We start from the raw sequence: 18510 nt of genomic DNA, 5'->3' as shown, positions 1-18510 counted from the left end.
CTCACTCCTATTATCGGCCTACCGTACCCATTTCGTTAATGATTTTATCGAGCATTTCATCCATCATCGTCATCATTCTTGCAGAAGCATTGTAAGCTTGCTGGAACCTAATCATATCTGTCATCTCTTCATCTAAGGATACAGAACTGACAGAGTCTCTATTTTGGTTAACGGATGTAGCAAGTACTACAGAGTTGGAAAGATTCTTTTGAGCACTTTGTGAATCAACACCCAATTTCCCAATAATCCCGGAATAATAGGTGTCAAAGGTCCCAGTTAACTCCTTAGAATTTTGGTCTTTAGTTGAGTAATCACTAAAAGCTTTCTTTTTCAAATCAGCTAAGAGTTTAGCATTTTCATTATCCCCAGAAGCTCCTCCACTATTACCACCTGCGGCGATTAATGAAGGGTCCTTCAATATCTCACTATTCACCTTGATGCTGTCAGCAGCACTCTTACCTGGTTCAATTTCAAAAAAATTTAATGTTGATGTTTCACTAGCTCCTAACGCATACCCCTGCTTATGAATAGCATTAAACTCATTTACAAAAGCCGTTGCCATATTATCCAGCTTCTGCAGCATATCAGGATAGGTTCCTCCGATTGTACCATCACTCTTTTTATAGCCAAAACTGTTAATCAACCCGGATAGCTCTCCTGAAAACTTGTACTCCGTTAATGTTTTCGAACCAAATTTCACTCCATCTACCATACCTGTCGATTTATCATAGCTAACTTCAACTTTTGAAGTTCCAAGCATCCCAGTTTGGTTAACACTGACTAGATTGATAGGTGGCACATAAGAAGAACCGTCTTCTTGCATTAATTCAATGTTGTATAGTCCTGTTGCTACATCACTAGCTTTGCCATAATCAGTTGGAATGACGTTTTTTACGTTTATACTGACAAGCTGAGAGAGGCTGTCTACAAGTAAATCACGTTTATCGTAAAGTTCATTCGGGATAATCCCATGCGGCTCTACTTTACTAATTTGCTGGTTAAGTTGATCAATACCGCTAATAAGCAGATTGATTTCGTTCGCTTTAACGTTTATTTGATTTCCGATATCCGTTTGAACGCTTTTTAGCGAATTGTAGTAGTAGTTAAGGGTATCCGCGACCATAACGCCTGTTGAGGCAACAACCTCACGAGCCCCTGAGTTTTCCGTGTTGGCCGTTAACCCCTGCAGAGAATTCCAGAATTTTTCCATCATTGCAGCTAACCCGCTGTCGGTTGGTTCATTCATGATGCCTTCCATTTTAGACAATGATTCGCTCATCGCCCCGTAAAAACCGATTTTATTACTTTGAGTCCTGTATTGCGAGTCCAAAAAGCTGTCTCGGATTCGCTGTACAGTTTCTGCAGCCACCCCTGTCCCGAGTTGACCTGCTACACGAGGGTTGTTTAATCCGACGGTAGGAAACCCAGATGTCTGTACCAAGTTAACACGCTGCCTTGAATATCCTAATGTATTGGCATTGGCAACGTTATTTCCTGTAGTATACAAGGCTCCTTGTGAGGTCGATAATCCACGTTTAGCTGTTTCAAGCCCCATAAAGGTTGAAATCATTTGCTCAAACCCCCATCTTTTTCTGTTTCTTATGCTTTCGAATCAAATATGCCTATACCGCTTTTTGTTGGCTTTTTAACGGACTTCCCGTAGTTCATATCCTGGGTTTGCGGTCTCAGCATATCTAAAGAGACATTAATGAATTGAAGTGACTGATAGATTAATTGCTGATTTAAAATGTTCCGCTCTTTCAGCTTAGCTACTTCATCGATTAGCTCTTTTTTTAATCGTTTTAGTGCAGCTGTTTCAATTGGTTCTGTTAATTCCATTACTGTGTCGATGGAAGCAGTCTGTCTCACTGCTCCTTTTGCTGTAAAAAATCCCTCGACTGCTGCTTCTCTTTCTTTATCCGTTTGACTGATTGCTTTAATATGCTTTTGTTCTTCGATCAGCAGGGCGGTAATTGCCTCAGTGTCGCTAGCTTTTAAAATGGTTGTTTTTCTTAAGGCTAATTGATTGAAGCTTTTATGAAGCTTGATCAATTTTTCAACCGACTCGATGATGTTTCGTGCAGACATTCTTACTCCCTCCTCTGCTCATGAATGATGGACGGAATATGTTTCCGTTCACAATAATCAAACGTTTATTAATAATTTATTTTCGATAAAAATCAATAATGCCTTTTGCTGTCGCCTGTGAATTCAATTTATAATTTCCATTTTCTACTTGGATTTTCAGTTCGTCCACTTTTGCTTGTCTTGCAGCAGGAATTGGAGATAATTGCTGCATTTCTTTTGCCGCTGAAGAAATTTCAACTTTATCTGAGGCATTGACCTTAGATTCTTTGACATTCCCCGCTTTATTGGCTTGAAGATTATACGGGTTAATCCCTGTCATACCGACGTTATTGATTTTCATATTCCAGATCCTCTCCTTCGGCCGATTTTCTTTATCTAATCTTATATATAACTTCATATTTCGATTCCTTTAACAGACCATGAGAATGACTCTTGGCTGTGTTTATTCTCCCTATCATTAATATCGACAAGGACTTATTTTTTTTTATGTTTTCCTGTAATCTTTCCTTCGACAACCATTGTCGAATTTTGTTCTCAATACCGAATATTCTAACAAAATACCAATCATGAAGCCAAGGATTATCCTTCGTGATTATCTTTAATATAATACGTATTTTTTTTATTTCGTTCTTGTATTTTAGTTAGGCACTTTTCTTCATCTTCAAAAGTCTGCAATTCAGAGCGAAGGGAATCGCTGCATTTGCTACATAATCTCCCACTTTGAATGTTGGTCCCGCATTTTTCACAAGGAATGCCTAGGTTAGGAAATTGGGAAATTCTCAGTTTTCCTGTTTTTACAAATTTAATAATCAAATCTTCTTCCACGCCTGTGGCCTCAACCACTTGCATCATTAACGCCGTTCGATTACTTTTCTTGCGAATGTAGGCATACACTTCATCAAATTTAGCTTCTTCTTCTTTATAGCAAGCATCGCAAACATCACGAAATTTTGTTTTAACAAATAACGAATTACAGTTTTGACAGTTGAACAAATCCATTGAGGACCCCTCCTTTACTATCACAATGATTGTTCTTCAGTACTGTATATATCGAATATTAACACCGATACTTTAGAAGGTTTATAAAAAATATTCGGTTTTACCTAGCCAGAGTAATTGATGAAACTTCTGTGGCACCAGCGGTTTTCAAAGCCTTAGCCGCATGCCGGAGTGTTGAGCCTGTTGTGTAAATGTCATCCACGATCAAGATTGATTTTTGCTTTAATAAATCCGGTTTGGTGACCTGAAAAACTTGTGGCAATGATATCCGCTCCTCACGTGACTTTTTCGATTGTTTTTCCGTATGAAGGCGCGTTAATAGCTCAACCGTGTTAAGGCCTAGCAGATCTGTCAAAGCCTGCGCCTGATTGAAACCCCTCTCCATCAGACGTTCATTACTAAGAGGAATGAACGTTACCAAGTCAAAATCCATGTCTTTTAGTTTGTCTTTTAAAAAGGGAACGAAGGCCTCAGCCAGTGCATAATCTCCTCGGTATTTATATTTCGCAATCATGTCTTTCAGGAATTCATTATAATGAAAAAGCGATATGTTTATGGACAAATACCCGCTCCATTTCTTATCTTTTTCCCATCTCACACAATCCAAACAAAGATCCTCGATGCGGTAATTCTTATCAAGCTCTCGAGAGCAAATCGAGCATGCCTCACCTGCTAACTTTTTAAGTTTCCCTTCACATCTTTCACAGATTGTCATTGCCTCTTTCTTCAGTAATAGATTTCTCCACGTCAATACTGCTTTCATTTCTTCAACACAAAATAAGCATCTAGCCATCCAGCAGACCTCTTTTCCAGGCCTCTTTATTCATCATTTGTATATGGCAGATCGCCTCGACCATAGCTTTGCTTTTTCCGTAATGAAAAAAAGTGATAGTACCCGTTGGATAAGTAAAGCTTCTGCCGACTCGGCCGGCAATCTGGACGAGAGCACTCTCAGAAAATACCTCATGTTCAGCACCAATCACGGCTACGTCTAGTCGTTCAATTGTCACCCCGCGTTCTAAAATCGTCGTGGTCAATAATCCAGGGACCTCGCCATTCCGTAATGCCTGTACTCTTTCTTTTCGTTCAGGGTGCTGTGAGTGAACGGTCTCCAATTTAGGGGATAGTGTTTGAAACAACGGAATTACCTGTTCCATCACCTGAATGCTCGGAAAAAATAATAATAGAGGAATCTTCAGCTGAAGACGTTCGCTTACCCAACTGGCAATCACAGGAGGAATCTTTTTTTGGAGATATTGTTTTTGCCAATTGCCGCTCCATTTCATTTCAGGAACAGGGATCGGCTTATGATGGTAACGGGCAGGGATTGTCACGGCTTGTAGTTTCCCACTACGGTAAGATCGTTGCATCTGTTTAGAAGGAGTGGCAGTTAAGTAGATAGTTGTAGCAGAGGGCTTTTTGGATTTGTTAACCGCATAATGTAGAGAATCATCAATAGAGTAGGGAAACGCATCGACTTCATCAATGATGACTACATCGAAGGCTTCAGAAAAACGAAAAAGCTGATGTGTGGTGGAAACGGTTAGCGGCGAAGCTTTGCTTCGGTCTTCGCTGCCTCCATACAGAGCGGATACCTCAATGGCTGGAAAGGCTCTTTTTAACCGGGGTGACAGTTCGAGAACGACATCGGTCCGAGGTGTTGCCATACAGATTCGTTTTCCGGCAAGCAAGCCCGCCTCAATGCCAGCAAATAGGACTTCCGTTTTACCAGCTCCGCATACGGCCCATACCAGTAATTCACCTTTTCTTTTTATAGCCTCAACGACACAGTCCGAGGCCGTTTGCTGACCTGAAGTTAGAGTTCCATCCCAGCTCATTACTTTGTCAGGAACCGCAAACTTCAAATCAGGACCGATCCAGCCGTATAATTTTGCACATTCACTGACCCGCCCCATCATGATACAGGCCCGGCAGTATGTACAATCTTGATTGCAAATTTTACACGGAAACGTATAAAACAAAGCAGAATTTTGGTTACCGCATCGTACACAATTGTACTGACCATTCACACATTGCACGCCGGAAGTCACAGAGACATAGCCGTGCTTTATTTGGTCAGAAATGATTGCCGGGGAAAAAGGAATTTCGGAGGCCAATAACAACCTTCCTGTGAGGTGATTCTGAAGTTCTGGGGAAAAAGGGGGAGAACTAATCGTATTTTCCAAACTATAACCTTCTTTCTTTCTTAGAATTGAATTTTACACTCGTAAATAGAATTCGCTTTTCACTTTAGAATCCCTCTAACATCCATAAAAAAACGCCTCCTCCTTTTTCAAGGAAAGACGTTCCTCTGTTTATACTTTATACCAGCCCATCCCCATCGAGCCTTCGCCCAGATGCGTTCCGATCACAGGACCGAAGTAGCTGATGTCAAACTCGACATTTGGGAAACGCGCTTCAAGTTCCGTTTTCCAGTCTTTAGCTTCAGCTTCACGCTTAGCATGAATAATGACAGCTTTATAGTTTTCACCGTTTGCCGCGTCTTCTCCAAGTAAATCAGCAATCCGTTTCATCGCCTTTTTTCTAGTACGGATTTTTTCGAACGGGACAATGACTTTGTCAACAAAATGGAGAACAGGCTTTACTTGTAGCAAACTCCCTATCAAGGCCTGGGCACTGCTTAGCCGCCCCCCACGCTGCAGATGGGATAAGTCATCCGCCATGAAATATGCCCGGACGGAAAGTTTCATTTCTTCGAGCCTGGCCATAATCTCTTCTGCGTCCTTACCGTCAAGTGCCATCTGAGCCGCTTCGAGAACATAAAATCCCTGGACTCTACAGCTGATTTCAGAATCAAAGGCGTGGACCTGAACTCCCTCTACCATTTCACCTGCTGAAACCGCACCTTGATACGTACCACTGATACCACTCGATAAATGAATTGAAATAACATCATCATATTCTTTTTGCAGCTCTTCAAACTTCTCAACAAACTGACCGATTGGCGGTTGTGACGTGGTCGGTAGCTTCGCTTGCCTTTTTACTTCTTCATAAAACTCATCTGCAGCAATATCGATTTCTTCCCGGTAGGCTTCGTTGGAGAAAATGACATTAAGCGGCATCATATGTATATGTAAACGATCACGCATATCCTTAGGTATATATGCAGTGCTATCTGTTACGACTGCGGTTTTCATAGTGAGTACCATCCTTATAAAATTACTCTAAATATCTTATACACCATTCTATCTGAAAATGCCTTAACTTGCATTAAATAGCTTATCTTTTTTTACCATAAATTAGTACAATTTAAGTAGGTGAATAGATTTATGCCGAGTTCGGCATTTGACAAAAAAGTCCGGCGCATCAGTACGCATTGCGAAAACTGAAGAGCCGGACTTATCATAAGTTGAAATTATTTCACTTCTACCCAGCCGTTTTTAATAGCTAAAACAACAGCTTGGGTACGATCGTTTACATTCATTTTTTGAAGAATGTTACTCACATGGTTTTTTACTGTTTTTTCACTGATATATAAAGTTTCGCCGATGGCACGATTGCTTTTTCCGTCTGCTAAAAGTTGAAGAACTTCACACTCGCGTCGAGTCAATAGGTGAAGCGGTCTTCTAATCTCTACAGCATGTACTGAATCACGATCAGCACCCTCTTCAGCAGCTAAACGGCGATATTCTTTGACTAAATTATGTGTCACCTTTGGATGAAGGTATGAGCCACCTTCTGCGACTACACGAACAGCATCAATTAGCGCATCTGCGTCCATTTCTTTCAACAGGTAACCTTGTGCTCCTGTTTTCAATGCATGCTGTACGTAGTTTTCATCATCATGAATCGATAAAATGATGACTTTCGTTTCAGGGTAACGGTTTACAAGCATTTTAGTCGCTTCGACACCGTTCATATTCGGCATGTTGATATCCATGATAACAACATCTGGTTTGTGTGTTTCAACAAGATCCATAGCCTCGCTTCCGTCATCACCTTCGGCAACAACATCAAAGGATGATTCAAAATCTAATATTCGCTTAACACCTTCACGGAAAAGCTGATGGTCATCTATAATGATGATACTAGTCTTCAACGGCTTCTTCCTCCTAATTTCTATTTAAATGCCTATTCTCTAAAATTTATAAATGATAGGGAATTTGTATAAACACCAAAGTGCCTGCCCCTGGTTGTGAATCAATTGTCATTTCACCTTCAAGTAGCTCGACTCTTTCCCTCATGCCTACTAAGCCAAAAGAACCCTCTTTTTGAATGGAAGAATCAAACCCTTTTCCATCATCTTTGACGACAACCGTAACCATCTCTTTAGAAATGGAAAGTTTTACTTGAACTTGCTTTGGCTCTGCATGTTTCAGTGAATTCTGTACAGCCTCTTGGACCAGCCTAAATAAAGCAACCTCCATATCAGAGGGAAGCCTTTTGACCTGGCCGAGGTTAACGAAATTCAAATGCACACCAGTATTATAGTCTTCGGTCGTTTGCAGATACTTTCTGAGGGTAGGAACAAGACCTAGATCGTCAAGGGCCATAGGGCGCAGATCATAGATGATTCTACGCACTTCATATAACGCATTCCGTACCATGACTTTTAAGCTACGGATTTCCACAAGAGCTTCATCAGGACCTCTCTCTCGTTGTACACGTTCTATCAAATCCGAACGCATCATGACATTAGCAAGCATTTGCGCGGGGCCATCATGGATTTCCCGTGAGAGTTTTTTACGTTCCTGCTCCTGAGCTTCTATTATTTTCAAGCCGAAGTCCTGCTTACGTTTCGCTTCTTGTAGAGCTTCTCCCACAAATTTCAAGTCCTGTGTCAAATAGTTTTGTACAACAGAGATTTGCGAGACGAGATGTACAGCTTTATCAATCGTCTGCTGTAATCCCCTTAATCTAAGCTCAAGTTCATCCCGTCGATTACGAAGCTCTTTCTCTAACTGGCGATTTATTTGTAAATCGACTTGCAGCTTATGTGCTCTTTCATAAGCATCGCGAACCTGTTTTTCAGAAAAATGGTTGAAGTGCATACTGACTTCGGAAAGCCTTTTTCGAGCAAATCTGGCTTTTGAATCCAGTGCATCGCTGTCGGTTATCACAATGGCAACTCTGATTTTCACATCATCAAGCTCTTTTGTTAATGACTCAAAGTCTTTGCGACATTGCTCTCCAATATCAAAGACTTCATCCTTACTTTCACTAACAGTGCTTACCATTGTTTCTAAGATCTTGTCCAATGCTTTAGCATCAACCTTTTTTATGGACATTAAGATCCCTCCACTTAAATCAACAGACTTAAACAATTTGTTGTCTTATAGACTATGTATATGGAAAAAAGCTCTTTTTCCTTTTTCATGAATGGTTAATTATCAGGAAACTTGCAATGAAGTAACCTTCATGAACATATTGTACCAAAAAAAGAAGAAAAATACGTCAATTTCATTGTAGGATTTTCACAAAATATACATATTTAGTATACATTTCATATTCCTAGCTTTTATGGATATCACGTTAGACCACCTATTAAAAGGTTGTTCCTATTATCCTAATCCGAATTATCCTTATCAATCAAATGGAATATTCCACTCCATTGATTATTATACGAAACAGATACATTTATTAAATGGCAAAATCCTTGAAATGAGCTGACTCGATATGGACAAGCCAGGTTTATGGTACAAAACTCATTGTTTTTCCTACAATGATATTCTTTTAAGCATATATGACCATCTAATAAACATTAGCTGGCAGTAGAATTAATTATAACACGTACAACTTTTTCTTATATTAAAGTTTCTTTACACTATAAGGAATAAAAAATAATCTTCATTGCCACTTTTTGCGCAAAGCCTTATAATGAATCAACTAATAGCGAGAGCGAAGGTGGAATAGTAATGCTCCCTCATTATTTAACGGTAAAAGGACGTGGTGAACATGAAATCGTGATTGAGAAATCTCGATTTATTGCCCACATCGCCCGAGTGGAATCAGAAAAAGCAGCACAGGCCTTTATTCAAGAAATTAAGAAAAAGCATAAAGATGCTACTCATAATTGTTCAGCCTATATGATTGGAGAACAAAATCAAGTTCAAAAAGCCCTTGATGATGGAGAGCCAAGCGGTACGGCAGGCGTCCCTATTCTTGAGGTTCTTAAGAAAAAAGACCTAAAAGATACGGCTGTTGTAGTTACACGATATTTTGGCGGCATCAAACTTGGTGCAGGCGGCCTGATTCGTGCTTATAGTAAAGCGACTTCAGAAGGAATTAATACCACGGGTGTAGTTAATAGAAAATTAATGCGCGTAATTTCAACAAATGTCGACTATACCTGGCTCGGAAAATTGGAAAACGAATTACGATCATCGATTTATCAAATAAAGGAAATTCAATACCTTGAACAAGTCAATCTTCTGGTATATGTAGAGGAAGCCCAAAAACAGGCATATACCAACTGGATGACAGAGCTGACAAACGGTCAAGGTCGTATCACTGAGGGCGAAATGATTTATTTAGAACAGGCTCTCGTTTAATTTTCTCCTGCATATTTTTCCTTTTTTTTGCTGTAATATAATTGAAAAGAAATATTTATTTTACGAAATTATTAAATCATTGTAAAATTAGTATTAATATATGACGAAATATATACTGAAGGATTCGAAAAATGGCGATTTATGTCTGCTATTTAAAAGGAGAAGAAAAAGATGTCTAATACTAGGCGTGTTTATAAAATTAAAAAAACAAAGAAAAAAAGGCGAAAGAGGCTTTGGTTATTTCTAGTCCCCCTGTTGGTACTTGGTCTAGGAGCTTCTACGTATGCTGCAACTCTATATATGAAAGCCCAAAATGTATTTAATGATTCTTACGATCCTGTCGAGGCCTCAGCCAAGCGGAGTGAAACGGTTGACCCACTCAAGGATAATTTCTCAATTCTTTTCATAGGGATTGATGACAGCGATGAACGCGACTATAAAGGAAATTCACGCTCGGATGCTTTAATGCTGGCTACATTCAACAAAGATCAAAAATCTATTAAACTATTAAGCATTCCACGTGACTCCTATGTGTACGTACCAGCCAAAGGCGTAACGACGAAAATCAACTCAGCTCATGCAGCTGGTGGACCAAAAGCAACAATGGATACTGTGGAAGAATTATTCGATATCCCTGTTGATTATTATGTCCGGATGAACTTTAATGCCTTCATCGACGTGGTGGACTCATTAGATGGAATTGAAGTTGATGTACCTTATGAAATGAACGAAATGGATTCACATGACAAGAAGAATGCCATTCATCTCGAAGAAGGATTACAAACTGTTAATGGTGAAGAAGCATTAGCCTTTGCACGGACTCGTAAAAAGGACAGTGATATCCAACGTGGTGAGCGACAACAGGAAGTTCTGAAAGCCATCATGGCCAAGGCAACCTCTGTTGGAGCATTAACGAAGTATACAGGAGTTATGGAAGCTGTTGGCGACAATATGACAACGAATCTCCAATTCTCACAAATTAAAGGTTTCATAAAATATGTAACATCTGACAACGGTCTGGATCTCGAAACTATTAAACTTGAAGGTCAAGATTCCACAATTAGCGGAACCTATTACTATCAATTGAACGAAACATCAGTAGCAAATACTAAGCTACTACTTCAATCCCACTTAAATCTGGGACCTAAAGAAGTCTCTAATCAAACTGAAGCCGTTCAATCACAATAACAATTAGAATAAAAGCCCCCCCACTCATCCTAGGATGATGTGGGGGGGGCTTTTTTTTTGACTCTCTCTTTTATCCCCTAAGAAGGTCTCCTCTATCGTCCTTAAAACGCCAGTAGCAAAGAAAACAACTTGATAAAAAAATGACCGGAGAGGAGTGCGTAAACATAATAATACGATGTCCAAAACTTTGATTAAATGAGCATCTGAGTGGTAAATTTACGACTTGATATTTTATACTAAATATTACACACAAATAGGAATTTAATATATAAAACATCCTTCCGTACTAGATACACACTTTTTATTTCATGGGAAGGTTACCCTTAACGAAACTATAAAAAAACCTCCATACGTATTAGTAAATACGGGATGGAGGCATTAAACATATTTATTGAGCTTTGCATAGAGAATAATAATCTAGTATTCTATGCACTAAAGCAATTATGGTTTGTTTTTAAAATTAAGCATCTTCAGCAAAGGCTGATAATTCGAGCTGACCAGTCCAATTTTTTCTACAAAAATTTCTATAATCAATAAGAGGCCAGTTACAAGAATCAAAGCTCCCCACATTGTTGCAAACGAAAAGATTATGGCAGCTAAACCAAAGCAGGCAGCTAAAGCGTAAATAAGAAGTACAGTCTGCTTATGAGTAAATCCTAGGTCTAACAAGCAATGATGTAAATGTGATTTGTCAGCAGCTGATATCGGTTGTTTATTGACAATCCTGCGGATAATCGCAAAAAATGTATCCGAAATAGGAACCCCTAAAATGATAATCGGTACAATTAAGGAAATCATTGTAACGTTTTTGAATCCAAGCAGGGACAGAACTGCGATGATGTAACCTAGGAACAATGCTCCTGTATCTCCCATAAAAATCTTTGCAGGATGGAAATTATATTTCAAAAAGCCAAGGGTACTTCCAATCACAGTCAATGCAACCATCGCTACAAATAAATCCCCTTTAATAAGGGCCATCGTAGCAATCGTCACTAATGCAATTGTGGAGACTCCACCCGCAAGACCATCTAGGCCATCTATTAAATTAATGGCATTAATAATCGCCACAATCCACAAAATGGTAATAGGGATACTAAAAATGCCAAACTGAAGTGTGTCGGTAAAAAATGGTAAGTTGATAAATTCAACTTCAAGACCGCCCCATAACACGATAATGAGAGCAGCTAAAACCTGACCCAAAAACTTGGGTGCAGCTCTTAATTCATATATATCATCCGCCATCCCAATTAATATGATGACAAGAGCACCTACTAGAAGAGGCAATTGCTCCCAAAAGTCATTCGTAAAAATTAAGAATGTAATGAAAAAACTCAAAAATATAGCTAAACCGCCCATGCGTGGCATAATTTTGCTATGCACTTTTCGCTCATTCGGTTTATCAGTAGCTCCTAATTTAATGGCCAACTTTCCGACAAAAGGAGTCAAAAAAATGGACAATAAAAATGCTACCAACAAGGCCCCTATTAACATCAAGAACCACCTCTATTCAACATAAATCTAATACCCTTAACAATCAATAAGAAAACGTATTTATAATAACTTATTTATTTTTTCATCCTCAAATAAACATTATATACGTTTTCGGCTAAAATCTCTATAGAAAAGTTGTTTTTTGCAAATTTTTGTAAATCTGTCCCTAACCTTGTCAGGTTTCCGGATTTTTTTAATTCTACTGCTTTACAGATAGCCATTTTCAATTGGGTTACATGCCCAATCTCTGTTATCCAGCCAAATTTCTCATCCGGAATTAATTCTTTTACACCGCCAACATCACTTGTAATCGCAGGCAAACCTGCCCTTGCCCCTTCAAGTAAAACAAGTGGGAAACTCTCGCTTAAAGACGTTAACAATGTGACATCAGCCAAGGGATAGAGCTTCTCTATATCTTTACGATACCCTAAAAAGAACACGTGATTAGTTAAACTTTTTTCCAAAACCATCTTTTCTAAAGCCAGTCTTCTGCTTCCCTCACCCACAAGCAACAGCTTTACATGGGGAAACTCCGATATCACTTGACTTAATGCCTCTAACGCAAATTCATGCCCTTTTACAGGTTCAAGCCTAGCAGGCATAATGATAACAAAATCATCAGCCACAAACCCAAAGTCTTCTCTTTGAAAGGGTCCCTCTAATTTCTTTTCAAAGTTAATACCATTTAAAATCTTGGTGATCTTGGTTGAGGGAATCCCTTGACTAATTAAGTCTTGCTTAAATCGATCGGAGACCGCCAGTATATGATCAGTATGCTGAAATGACCTAATATGCAAGTTCGTAAACAGTTTTCCTTTTACACCCATATCTAAAAAATCATGCTGAGGGGAACTGTGCACAGTAAGAACCCAGGGGCGTTTTACGAGACGTTTTAAAAAAGCTCCGTAAATATTCGCACGCGGACCATGTGTGTGGATGATCTCTATATTATTTAGACGGATAAAGTCCCGTAAAGGTTTCAATATCGAAAGATCATATTTAGAATGTTGCTTGAAAATTTCAGTTTGAATCCCAGATGCCACAGCCTGCCGGTACAGAGCTCCTTTTTCAAACACTCCAAGAAGGCATTCCTCTTTATTTAGTTGGTTAAGTAAGGACAGAATATGAAACATACCGCCGCCAGTTTCATTACCAGCGTTTAAGTGCATGATCTTCATGTAGTTCACTCCTTATGTTTAGGAACGCTGCAACCTTTTCTTTTTCCGTCTAACCTTTAATACGAATTTCGGCAGCACAAGCATCCGTTTCCATCGGGAGGGCTGTTGGATTAATCGGAACAACCATTCAAGACGCACCTTCTGCCATAAGACAGGAGCGCGGTTCACCCTCCCGGCAAGAACATCAAAGCTCCCTCCAACTCCCATAAAAAACCCCTTTTTAAATAAGGGATAGTGCATAGAAACCCACTTTTCCTGCCTAGGAAAGCCTAAGGCAGTCAAAATAATGTCGGGTTCCAGTTCCGCTATGGACTTTGCCAAGCACTCGTCCTTGATATCAATGTATCCATGGTTGTATCCTACAAGTTCGATACCCGGATATTTCTCTTGAACCTTTAAAGCAGCTGTTTCAATCACGGATTCTTCAGCTCCAAGCAGATATACCTTTAGAGCCTGCTCATCGGCAATCCGGAATAGTTCATTCATCAAATCGAACCCAGTAATCCGCTCCTGTAATGGTTGATTCAGCCATTTTGAGGCCATAATAATACCAACGCCATCCGGTGTAATGTAATCAGCCGATGTAATGATGTCCTTATAATCCTGATGTTCATTTGCATACTCAACAATTTCAGGATTTGCCGTAACGACAAACGTTTTTTCTTGATTCATTAATCTTGGGTAGATCATCTGATTTATAAATTCATCCATATTGCTATCAATAAATGGTATGGACAATATCTCCACATATTTCTCAGTCATATCTCTTCAGCCTTTCATATGTACTATACATCTATAGGGTCGGGTATTATTCAAGAAATTTTTTCATACAAATCATATAACGTAATTTTGATTCAAAGGTGGTTGAACAATTGAAGCTTCTTGAAAAACTTTCGTTACCCATTCTAATTGTGTGCCTGCTCTTCTCATTAGCAGTACCTCACCCTATCGTCGGCTACACTGCGACGGCATTGATGCTAATTTTTATCGTTATAAATAAAAAAAACCTGATATTAATTCTATTCATTTATTTCCCAGCCCGTCCCTTATTTATGGAACTGAATAGCGGCTTAACCTATACAGGAGACCTAATTATCCTTTTCCTATTTATTTCTTTACTTATTGAAAAGTTTAAGAAGAAAGAATGGTCAACTGCGAAGTATCATTTCACTTTACCGTTCTGGCTGTATTGTTTAGTTGGTGTTGTTGCCTCGGTCTTAACCGGGGTGGGTCTCATTCCAATTCTGTTTGAACTCCGAGCTATACTTGTGACCTTCTTGCTTCTCTATATTATCGGTGAATTAAATCTAGAAAGAAAGGATATCTTTCGCTTTTTGAAGGTCACCCTACTATTTACAATCGTCCTTTGCCTTCACGGCTTATTGGAGAAAATCTTTTCTCGTTCCATCTTACTGCCTCATGCTTGGGAAATGTGGACTCTTTCCTCAACAAATCGAATGAGGATTTATGGTGCAGCTGCCAATCCTAATGTCTTTGCTTTATTTTTAAGCATCCAGTTGTTTTTTAGCTTCTTCCTCTTTCAAGCGTTAAAGAAATATAAGTTCTCGGTCTTTCTAGCATCCATCTTAATGTTCGGAACTTTACTGCTCACCTATTCACGGGGGACGATGATCGCTTTCGGAGTAGCAACGTTTGTCTTTACCATCTGGACTAAAAATAAAACATTTTTCAAATTTGCTTTAGGGTCATTTGTTTGCGGTCTGCTTCTCATATATTACCCGGTTCTATTCACTTCAAGCAAAGTGGAGCTGTCAGCATCGGTTCCAATGGAAAATATGACAATTGGCAGCACTCCTATTTCCGAACGTGAACATGCCCTGTCCAATCGTTTCTCAGACATGTTCTCTGATAAGACTCTTCATCAAAGTACAGAATGGGGCAGGTTATATGTCGTTTTTAAAGGGCTTGAAATTTTTATGGATCATCCCATAGCTGGTACGGGGCTTGCTACATTCGGAGATTCAGCCACCCTTTCCTTCCCCTCACCGATTTATCAGGAATACCAGATTGGTGAAAGGATGTATACTGATAATCAATACATTCAGATTCTTGTCCAAACAGGGGTGCTCGGTTTTTTATCAGTTTTCGTATTTATTCTTTTAACCTTTCGTAAAATCATTAAAACAAGCAATGGCACTTCAGCAGTCTTCACCATCTGCTTGATGATAGCAGGGCTAATAGCTGGACTTTTTTACAATATTCTTGAGGATAAAACGTTTACCCTCATTTTTTATAGTTGTTTAGGATTTTGTTTACACAAGGACATCTTTTTAAAGGATTGAACATATGCCTACTCTTTCACATGTTGTTAAATCGGTCGGGCTCGTCACTATCATTGCAGCCATTGGAAAAGTCCTTGGCTTCGGCAGGGAATCAATCATTGCCGCCTATTTCGGAGCATCATCAACGGCAGACATCTTTTTCGTAGCCAGTCTAATTCCTACCATTCTTTTTACAGCTCTCGGCAGCGGTCTTCAGGCCGGTGTCATTCCTATTTACCTGGAGAAAAAAGCGGAAAATCCAAGGAGAGCTGATGAATTCATCAGTGTATTAGGTTCCTTTTTTATGCTAGTAGCCGTCGTAATGACCATTGCCTGCCTGATTTTCACAAAGCCGCTCGTTATGATGGTGGCCCCTGGATTCTCGGGTTCCGAACTTGCTTTAACAGAGGTTCTAACCAGGATTATGCTGCCGAGTTTACTTTTTTTCACGCTTGCCTACATGGCGACAGGAGTATTAAATGCGAATCAGCGTTTTCTACTCCCAGCTTTTACTTCAACAGCCCAAAATACAGTCATTATAGTAGCTACCGTATTGTTCGCTGCTCCCTTTGGGGTGAAAGGATTGGCCTGGGGATTTGTGTTTGGTGCCGCCAGCCAATTTATAATTCAATATCCATCATTAAGAAAATACCAGATTCGTCCGATTTTTTCCTTTCGGCCTTACAAACAGCAAATTAATAATACGCTTATCACCTTTTATCCTATTATCATTGCGGCTTTGGCCATCCAATTAAATAGTGTCGTCGACCGGATTATTGCCACCTCGCTCGAGACTGGAAGTGTATCGGCCCTGAACTATGCGAATCGGCTATTGTGGTTGCCACTAAGCATTGTCCTCACACCGCTGATTACCGTTTTATATCCTTCGATTGTCGAACGCGCTATTGAAGGATATCAATCTTTCCTTAGTTTAACCTTAAAAGGATTGAAGTCCCTTTTATTCTTAGCTGTTCCTTTTATGATTGTCATGTTGATCAGTGGAAACAGCTTAATCGCTCTGGCTTTTCAACGCGGTGCCTTTGATGCATCCGCAACAGAAACAACTTATGCAGCATTTTTCTTTTATTCAGCTTGTCTCCCTTTTTTTGCACTAAGAGATTATTTGATGAACGCCTTTTACGCCTTAAAAAAAACAAAGGTGGCTATGTATTCCTGCCTGATTGCTGTTTTACTAAATGTCCTGCTCAGCTGGGCACTTTCACGTTTTCTCGGTGTCGGCGGAATCGCCTTAGCCTCAGGTATTTCGATGCTCCTGCAATCTCTCTACCTATTCTTCTTCTTGTGGCTAAAAACAAAAAAAACTGACAAAGCTGTATTTACAGATGTTTTTCAAGAAAGTAGCAAGCTAATCATCATCGGAGCTCTCATCTATGGACTTGCTTTATGGATCCATCCTTTTACGCTAAAGTTCTCCATTTTTGTGGAATTAGTTATAGTTTCCCTTATGGTATTCGGGTTATATATCCTATTTTCCATGCTTTTTAAAGTAAGTAGTCTACATGCATTGCGGAAGATTAGATCGAAGTAGTCATTTAAAAGAACGGAGTGCGGATATGAATATATTAATAACAACGATATTTTCCTACCCTCATGAAGGGGGCCTATCAAGTCATATCACCACGTTAAAAAAGGGATTGAATTCACGAGGTCATAGCGTGGACATTTTGTCTTTCTCACAATTACCCTCATTTAAGAAAAAGTTGCTCGCCCAGGCTCCAGGTTTTTTATTAAATAAAGTAAAACACGGGAGCGGGCAGCTGTTCAATGATCGACAACGTCTGAAGTTATTGACCTCTTCTATTAAAAGTTTGAAAAAAAAGTATGATGTCATTAATGCACAGGATATTTTCGCAACGCTTGCCTCCATTGAATCAGGAATCCCAACTGTGGAAACAGTCCATGGGTATTATTCATTTGAGGCGGTTAGCAGGGGGGCCATTTCTCCTGACAGTATGGAAGATTTAATCATTCGCGATTTTGAAAGAAAAGCCTATCAGTCTGTTGCAAAAGTAGTAACCGTCGATCACCGAATTAAAGACTATATTAACCATTTAGCACATATCGAAGCGGAAACAATTAAGAATTTCATTGACGTGGCTGCTTTCAAACCCGAAACCACCGACCGGAATGAAACTCGACAAGTCTTTCAAATCCCCTTACATAAAAAGATGCTCTTTGTTCCTAGAAGAATGACAGAAAAAAACGGCGTTATTTATCCGATAATGGCTCTTCCCGAGGTACTGAAAAATCATCATGACACTGTATTAGTCTATGCCGGGACAGGAGAACAGCAAGCCCAACTTGAAAAAACGATAACCAGGCTCAAATTAACAGATTCAGTACTATTCCTAGGTTCAGTGCCTTTCGAGAAAATGCAAAACCTGTATGGTGCTTCAGATATCGTACTCATTCCAAGCGTTCATTCACACGGGGTAGAAGAAGCGACCTCCATATCTGCTTTAGAAGCGATGAGTTCCGGTTCACCTGTTATTGCAAGTGCAGTCGGAGGCCTCAAGGAAATTCTCTCTGATGGAGAAGATGGTTTGCTCGTGGAGGAGAAAAACATCACAGCACTATCTCAAGCCATCTCTACTCTGCTTAGTGACCCAGTACGAGCTGCAAAATTAGCCGAAAAGGCAAGATATAAAATTGAAAATGAGTATTCCCATCTAGCCGCTGCCGAGCGGTTTGAGAAGGCTTACCAAGAAGTGGTGAATTCAAAAACAGGCAGACCCAATACTTGAGTCTGCC

Annotated in this window: 17 protein-coding genes; 5 read left to right on the top strand and 12 right to left on the bottom strand. The window is 39.6% G+C overall.

What is annotated here, in order from left to right; genetic code table 11:
* Window positions 1-10 precede the first annotated feature (10 nt).
* From flgK to JFU24_RS17895, 9 genes are all read right to left on the bottom strand, one after another.
* On the bottom strand, window positions 11-1570 hold the full coding sequence (gene flgK, locus JFU24_RS17935) for a flagellar hook-associated protein FlgK (RefSeq protein WP_201250256.1): 1560 nt from the start codon (window positions 1568-1570) through the stop codon (window positions 11-13).
* 29 nt (window positions 1571-1599) lie between these two features.
* Window positions 1600-2088 carry a flagellar protein FlgN gene (locus JFU24_RS17930; RefSeq protein ID WP_201187394.1) on the bottom strand — a complete coding sequence of 163 codons (489 nt, stop codon included), beginning with the start codon at window positions 2086-2088 and terminating at the stop codon, window positions 1600-1602.
* A 76-nt stretch (window positions 2089-2164) separates the two neighbouring features.
* Window positions 2165-2428, bottom strand: coding sequence for a flagellar biosynthesis anti-sigma factor FlgM (flgM, locus tag JFU24_RS17925; RefSeq protein ID WP_201187396.1), 264 nt, complete (start codon window positions 2426-2428; stop codon window positions 2165-2167).
* A 239-nt stretch (window positions 2429-2667) separates the two neighbouring features.
* Window positions 2668-3087: a TIGR03826 family flagellar region protein gene (locus JFU24_RS17920; protein WP_098177201.1), complete on the bottom strand. Its 420-nt coding sequence runs from the start codon at window positions 3085-3087 to the stop codon at window positions 2668-2670.
* Window positions 3088-3187: 100 nt separating this feature from the next.
* Complete coding sequence (locus JFU24_RS17915) at window positions 3188-3880, bottom strand: ComF family protein (protein ID WP_201222647.1); 693 nt, start codon at window positions 3878-3880, stop codon at window positions 3188-3190.
* A complete protein-coding gene (locus JFU24_RS17910; protein WP_242485358.1) occupies window positions 3873-5204 on the bottom strand; it encodes a DEAD/DEAH box helicase in 1332 nt (443 codons plus the stop codon). The genes JFU24_RS17915 and JFU24_RS17910 overlap by 8 nt, the downstream gene beginning before the upstream one ends.
* Before the next feature lie 198 nt (window positions 5205-5402).
* Complete coding sequence (locus JFU24_RS17905) at window positions 5403-6245, bottom strand: DegV family protein (RefSeq protein ID WP_053348556.1); 843 nt, start codon at window positions 6243-6245, stop codon at window positions 5403-5405.
* 218 nt (window positions 6246-6463) lie between these two features.
* A complete protein-coding gene (locus tag JFU24_RS17900; RefSeq protein WP_053348555.1) occupies window positions 6464-7147 on the bottom strand; it encodes a response regulator in 684 nt (227 codons plus the stop codon).
* Window positions 7148-7193: 46 nt separating this feature from the next.
* Window positions 7194-8336: a sensor histidine kinase gene (locus tag JFU24_RS17895; RefSeq protein WP_201222646.1), complete on the bottom strand. Its 1143-nt coding sequence runs from the start codon at window positions 8334-8336 to the stop codon at window positions 7194-7196.
* A 627-nt stretch (window positions 8337-8963) separates the two neighbouring features.
* Here JFU24_RS17895 and JFU24_RS17890 point away from each other — a divergent pair.
* Both JFU24_RS17890 and JFU24_RS17885 read left to right on the top strand, forming a co-directional pair.
* Window positions 8964-9599: a YigZ family protein gene (locus JFU24_RS17890; RefSeq protein WP_201250255.1), complete on the top strand. Its 636-nt coding sequence runs from the start codon at window positions 8964-8966 to the stop codon at window positions 9597-9599.
* A gap of 171 nt (window positions 9600-9770) precedes the next feature.
* Window positions 9771-10787: an LCP family protein gene (locus tag JFU24_RS17885; protein WP_201187403.1), complete on the top strand. Its 1017-nt coding sequence runs from the start codon at window positions 9771-9773 to the stop codon at window positions 10785-10787.
* Window positions 10788-11228: 441 nt separating this feature from the next.
* On the opposite strand, the gene JFU24_RS17880 is transcribed toward JFU24_RS17885, so the two are convergent.
* From JFU24_RS17880 to JFU24_RS17870, 3 genes are all read right to left on the bottom strand, one after another.
* Entirely contained in the window at window positions 11229-12278 is a 1050-nt protein-coding gene (locus tag JFU24_RS17880) for a glycosyltransferase family 4 protein (RefSeq protein ID WP_201187404.1), read from the bottom strand.
* 74 nt (window positions 12279-12352) lie between these two features.
* On the bottom strand, window positions 12353-13456 hold the full coding sequence (locus JFU24_RS17875) for a glycosyltransferase family 4 protein (protein ID WP_201222645.1): 1104 nt from the start codon (window positions 13454-13456) through the stop codon (window positions 12353-12355).
* A gap of 18 nt (window positions 13457-13474) precedes the next feature.
* Entirely contained in the window at window positions 13475-14218 is a 744-nt protein-coding gene (locus JFU24_RS17870) for a WecB/TagA/CpsF family glycosyltransferase (RefSeq protein WP_201250254.1), read from the bottom strand.
* A 110-nt stretch (window positions 14219-14328) separates the two neighbouring features.
* Here JFU24_RS17870 and JFU24_RS17865 point away from each other — a divergent pair, with 110 nt between their 5' ends.
* From JFU24_RS17865 to JFU24_RS17855, 3 genes are read left to right on the top strand one after another with little or no spacing between them, the layout of a single operon-like run.
* A complete protein-coding gene (locus JFU24_RS17865) occupies window positions 14329-15759 on the top strand; it encodes an O-antigen ligase family protein (protein ID WP_201250253.1) in 1431 nt (476 codons plus the stop codon).
* Window positions 15760-15763: 4 nt separating this feature from the next.
* On the top strand, window positions 15764-17287 hold the full coding sequence (gene murJ, locus JFU24_RS17860) for a murein biosynthesis integral membrane protein MurJ (protein ID WP_201187410.1): 1524 nt from the start codon (window positions 15764-15766) through the stop codon (window positions 17285-17287).
* A 25-nt stretch (window positions 17288-17312) separates the two neighbouring features.
* Window positions 17313-18503: a glycosyltransferase family 4 protein gene (locus tag JFU24_RS17855; RefSeq protein ID WP_201187411.1), complete on the top strand. Its 1191-nt coding sequence runs from the start codon at window positions 17313-17315 to the stop codon at window positions 18501-18503.
* Window positions 18504-18510 lie beyond the last annotated feature (7 nt).

This window comes from Peribacillus sp. TH27, from assembly GCF_016650915.1.
Lineage (GTDB): Bacteria > Bacillota > Bacilli > Bacillales > DSM-1321 > Peribacillus > Peribacillus butanolivorans.
Note: the sequence above shows the minus strand (reverse complement) of the source record. Positions and strands in the feature narration are given on the sequence as shown.

Excerpts from the sequence above, each read along its gene's own strand:
- flgM (WP_201187396.1), bottom strand. The coding sequence starts at position 2,428 with ATGAAAATCAATAACGTCGGTATGACAGGGATTAACCCGTATAATCTT.
- JFU24_RS17855 (WP_201187411.1), top strand. The coding sequence starts at position 17,313 with ATGAATATATTAATAACAACGATATTTTCCTACCCTCATGAAGGGGGC.
- murJ (WP_201187410.1), top strand. The coding sequence starts at position 15,764 with ATGCCTACTCTTTCACATGTTGTTAAATCGGTCGGGCTCGTCACTATC.
- JFU24_RS17905 (WP_053348556.1), bottom strand. The coding sequence starts at position 6,245 with ATGAAAACCGCAGTCGTAACAGATAGCACTGCATATATACCTAAGGAT.
- JFU24_RS17915 (WP_201222647.1), bottom strand. The coding sequence starts at position 3,880 with ATGGCTAGATGCTTATTTTGTGTTGAAGAAATGAAAGCAGTATTGACG.
- JFU24_RS17880 (WP_201187404.1), bottom strand. The coding sequence starts at position 12,278 with ATGTTAATAGGGGCCTTGTTGGTAGCATTTTTATTGTCCATTTTTTTG.
- flgK (WP_201250256.1), bottom strand. The coding sequence starts at position 1,570 with ATGATTTCAACCTTTATGGGGCTTGAAACAGCTAAACGTGGATTATCG.
- JFU24_RS17930 (WP_201187394.1), bottom strand. The coding sequence starts at position 2,088 with ATGTCTGCACGAAACATCATCGAGTCGGTTGAAAAATTGATCAAGCTT.
- JFU24_RS17875 (WP_201222645.1), bottom strand. The coding sequence starts at position 13,456 with ATGAAGATCATGCACTTAAACGCTGGTAATGAAACTGGCGGCGGTATG.
- JFU24_RS17920 (WP_098177201.1), bottom strand. The coding sequence starts at position 3,087 with ATGGATTTGTTCAACTGTCAAAACTGTAATTCGTTATTTGTTAAAACA.
- JFU24_RS17890 (WP_201250255.1), top strand. The coding sequence starts at position 8,964 with ATGCTCCCTCATTATTTAACGGTAAAAGGACGTGGTGAACATGAAATC.
- JFU24_RS17885 (WP_201187403.1), top strand. The coding sequence starts at position 9,771 with ATGTCTAATACTAGGCGTGTTTATAAAATTAAAAAAACAAAGAAAAAA.
- JFU24_RS17870 (WP_201250254.1), bottom strand. The coding sequence starts at position 14,218 with ATGACTGAGAAATATGTGGAGATATTGTCCATACCATTTATTGATAGC.
- JFU24_RS17895 (WP_201222646.1), bottom strand. The coding sequence starts at position 8,336 with ATGTCCATAAAAAAGGTTGATGCTAAAGCATTGGACAAGATCTTAGAA.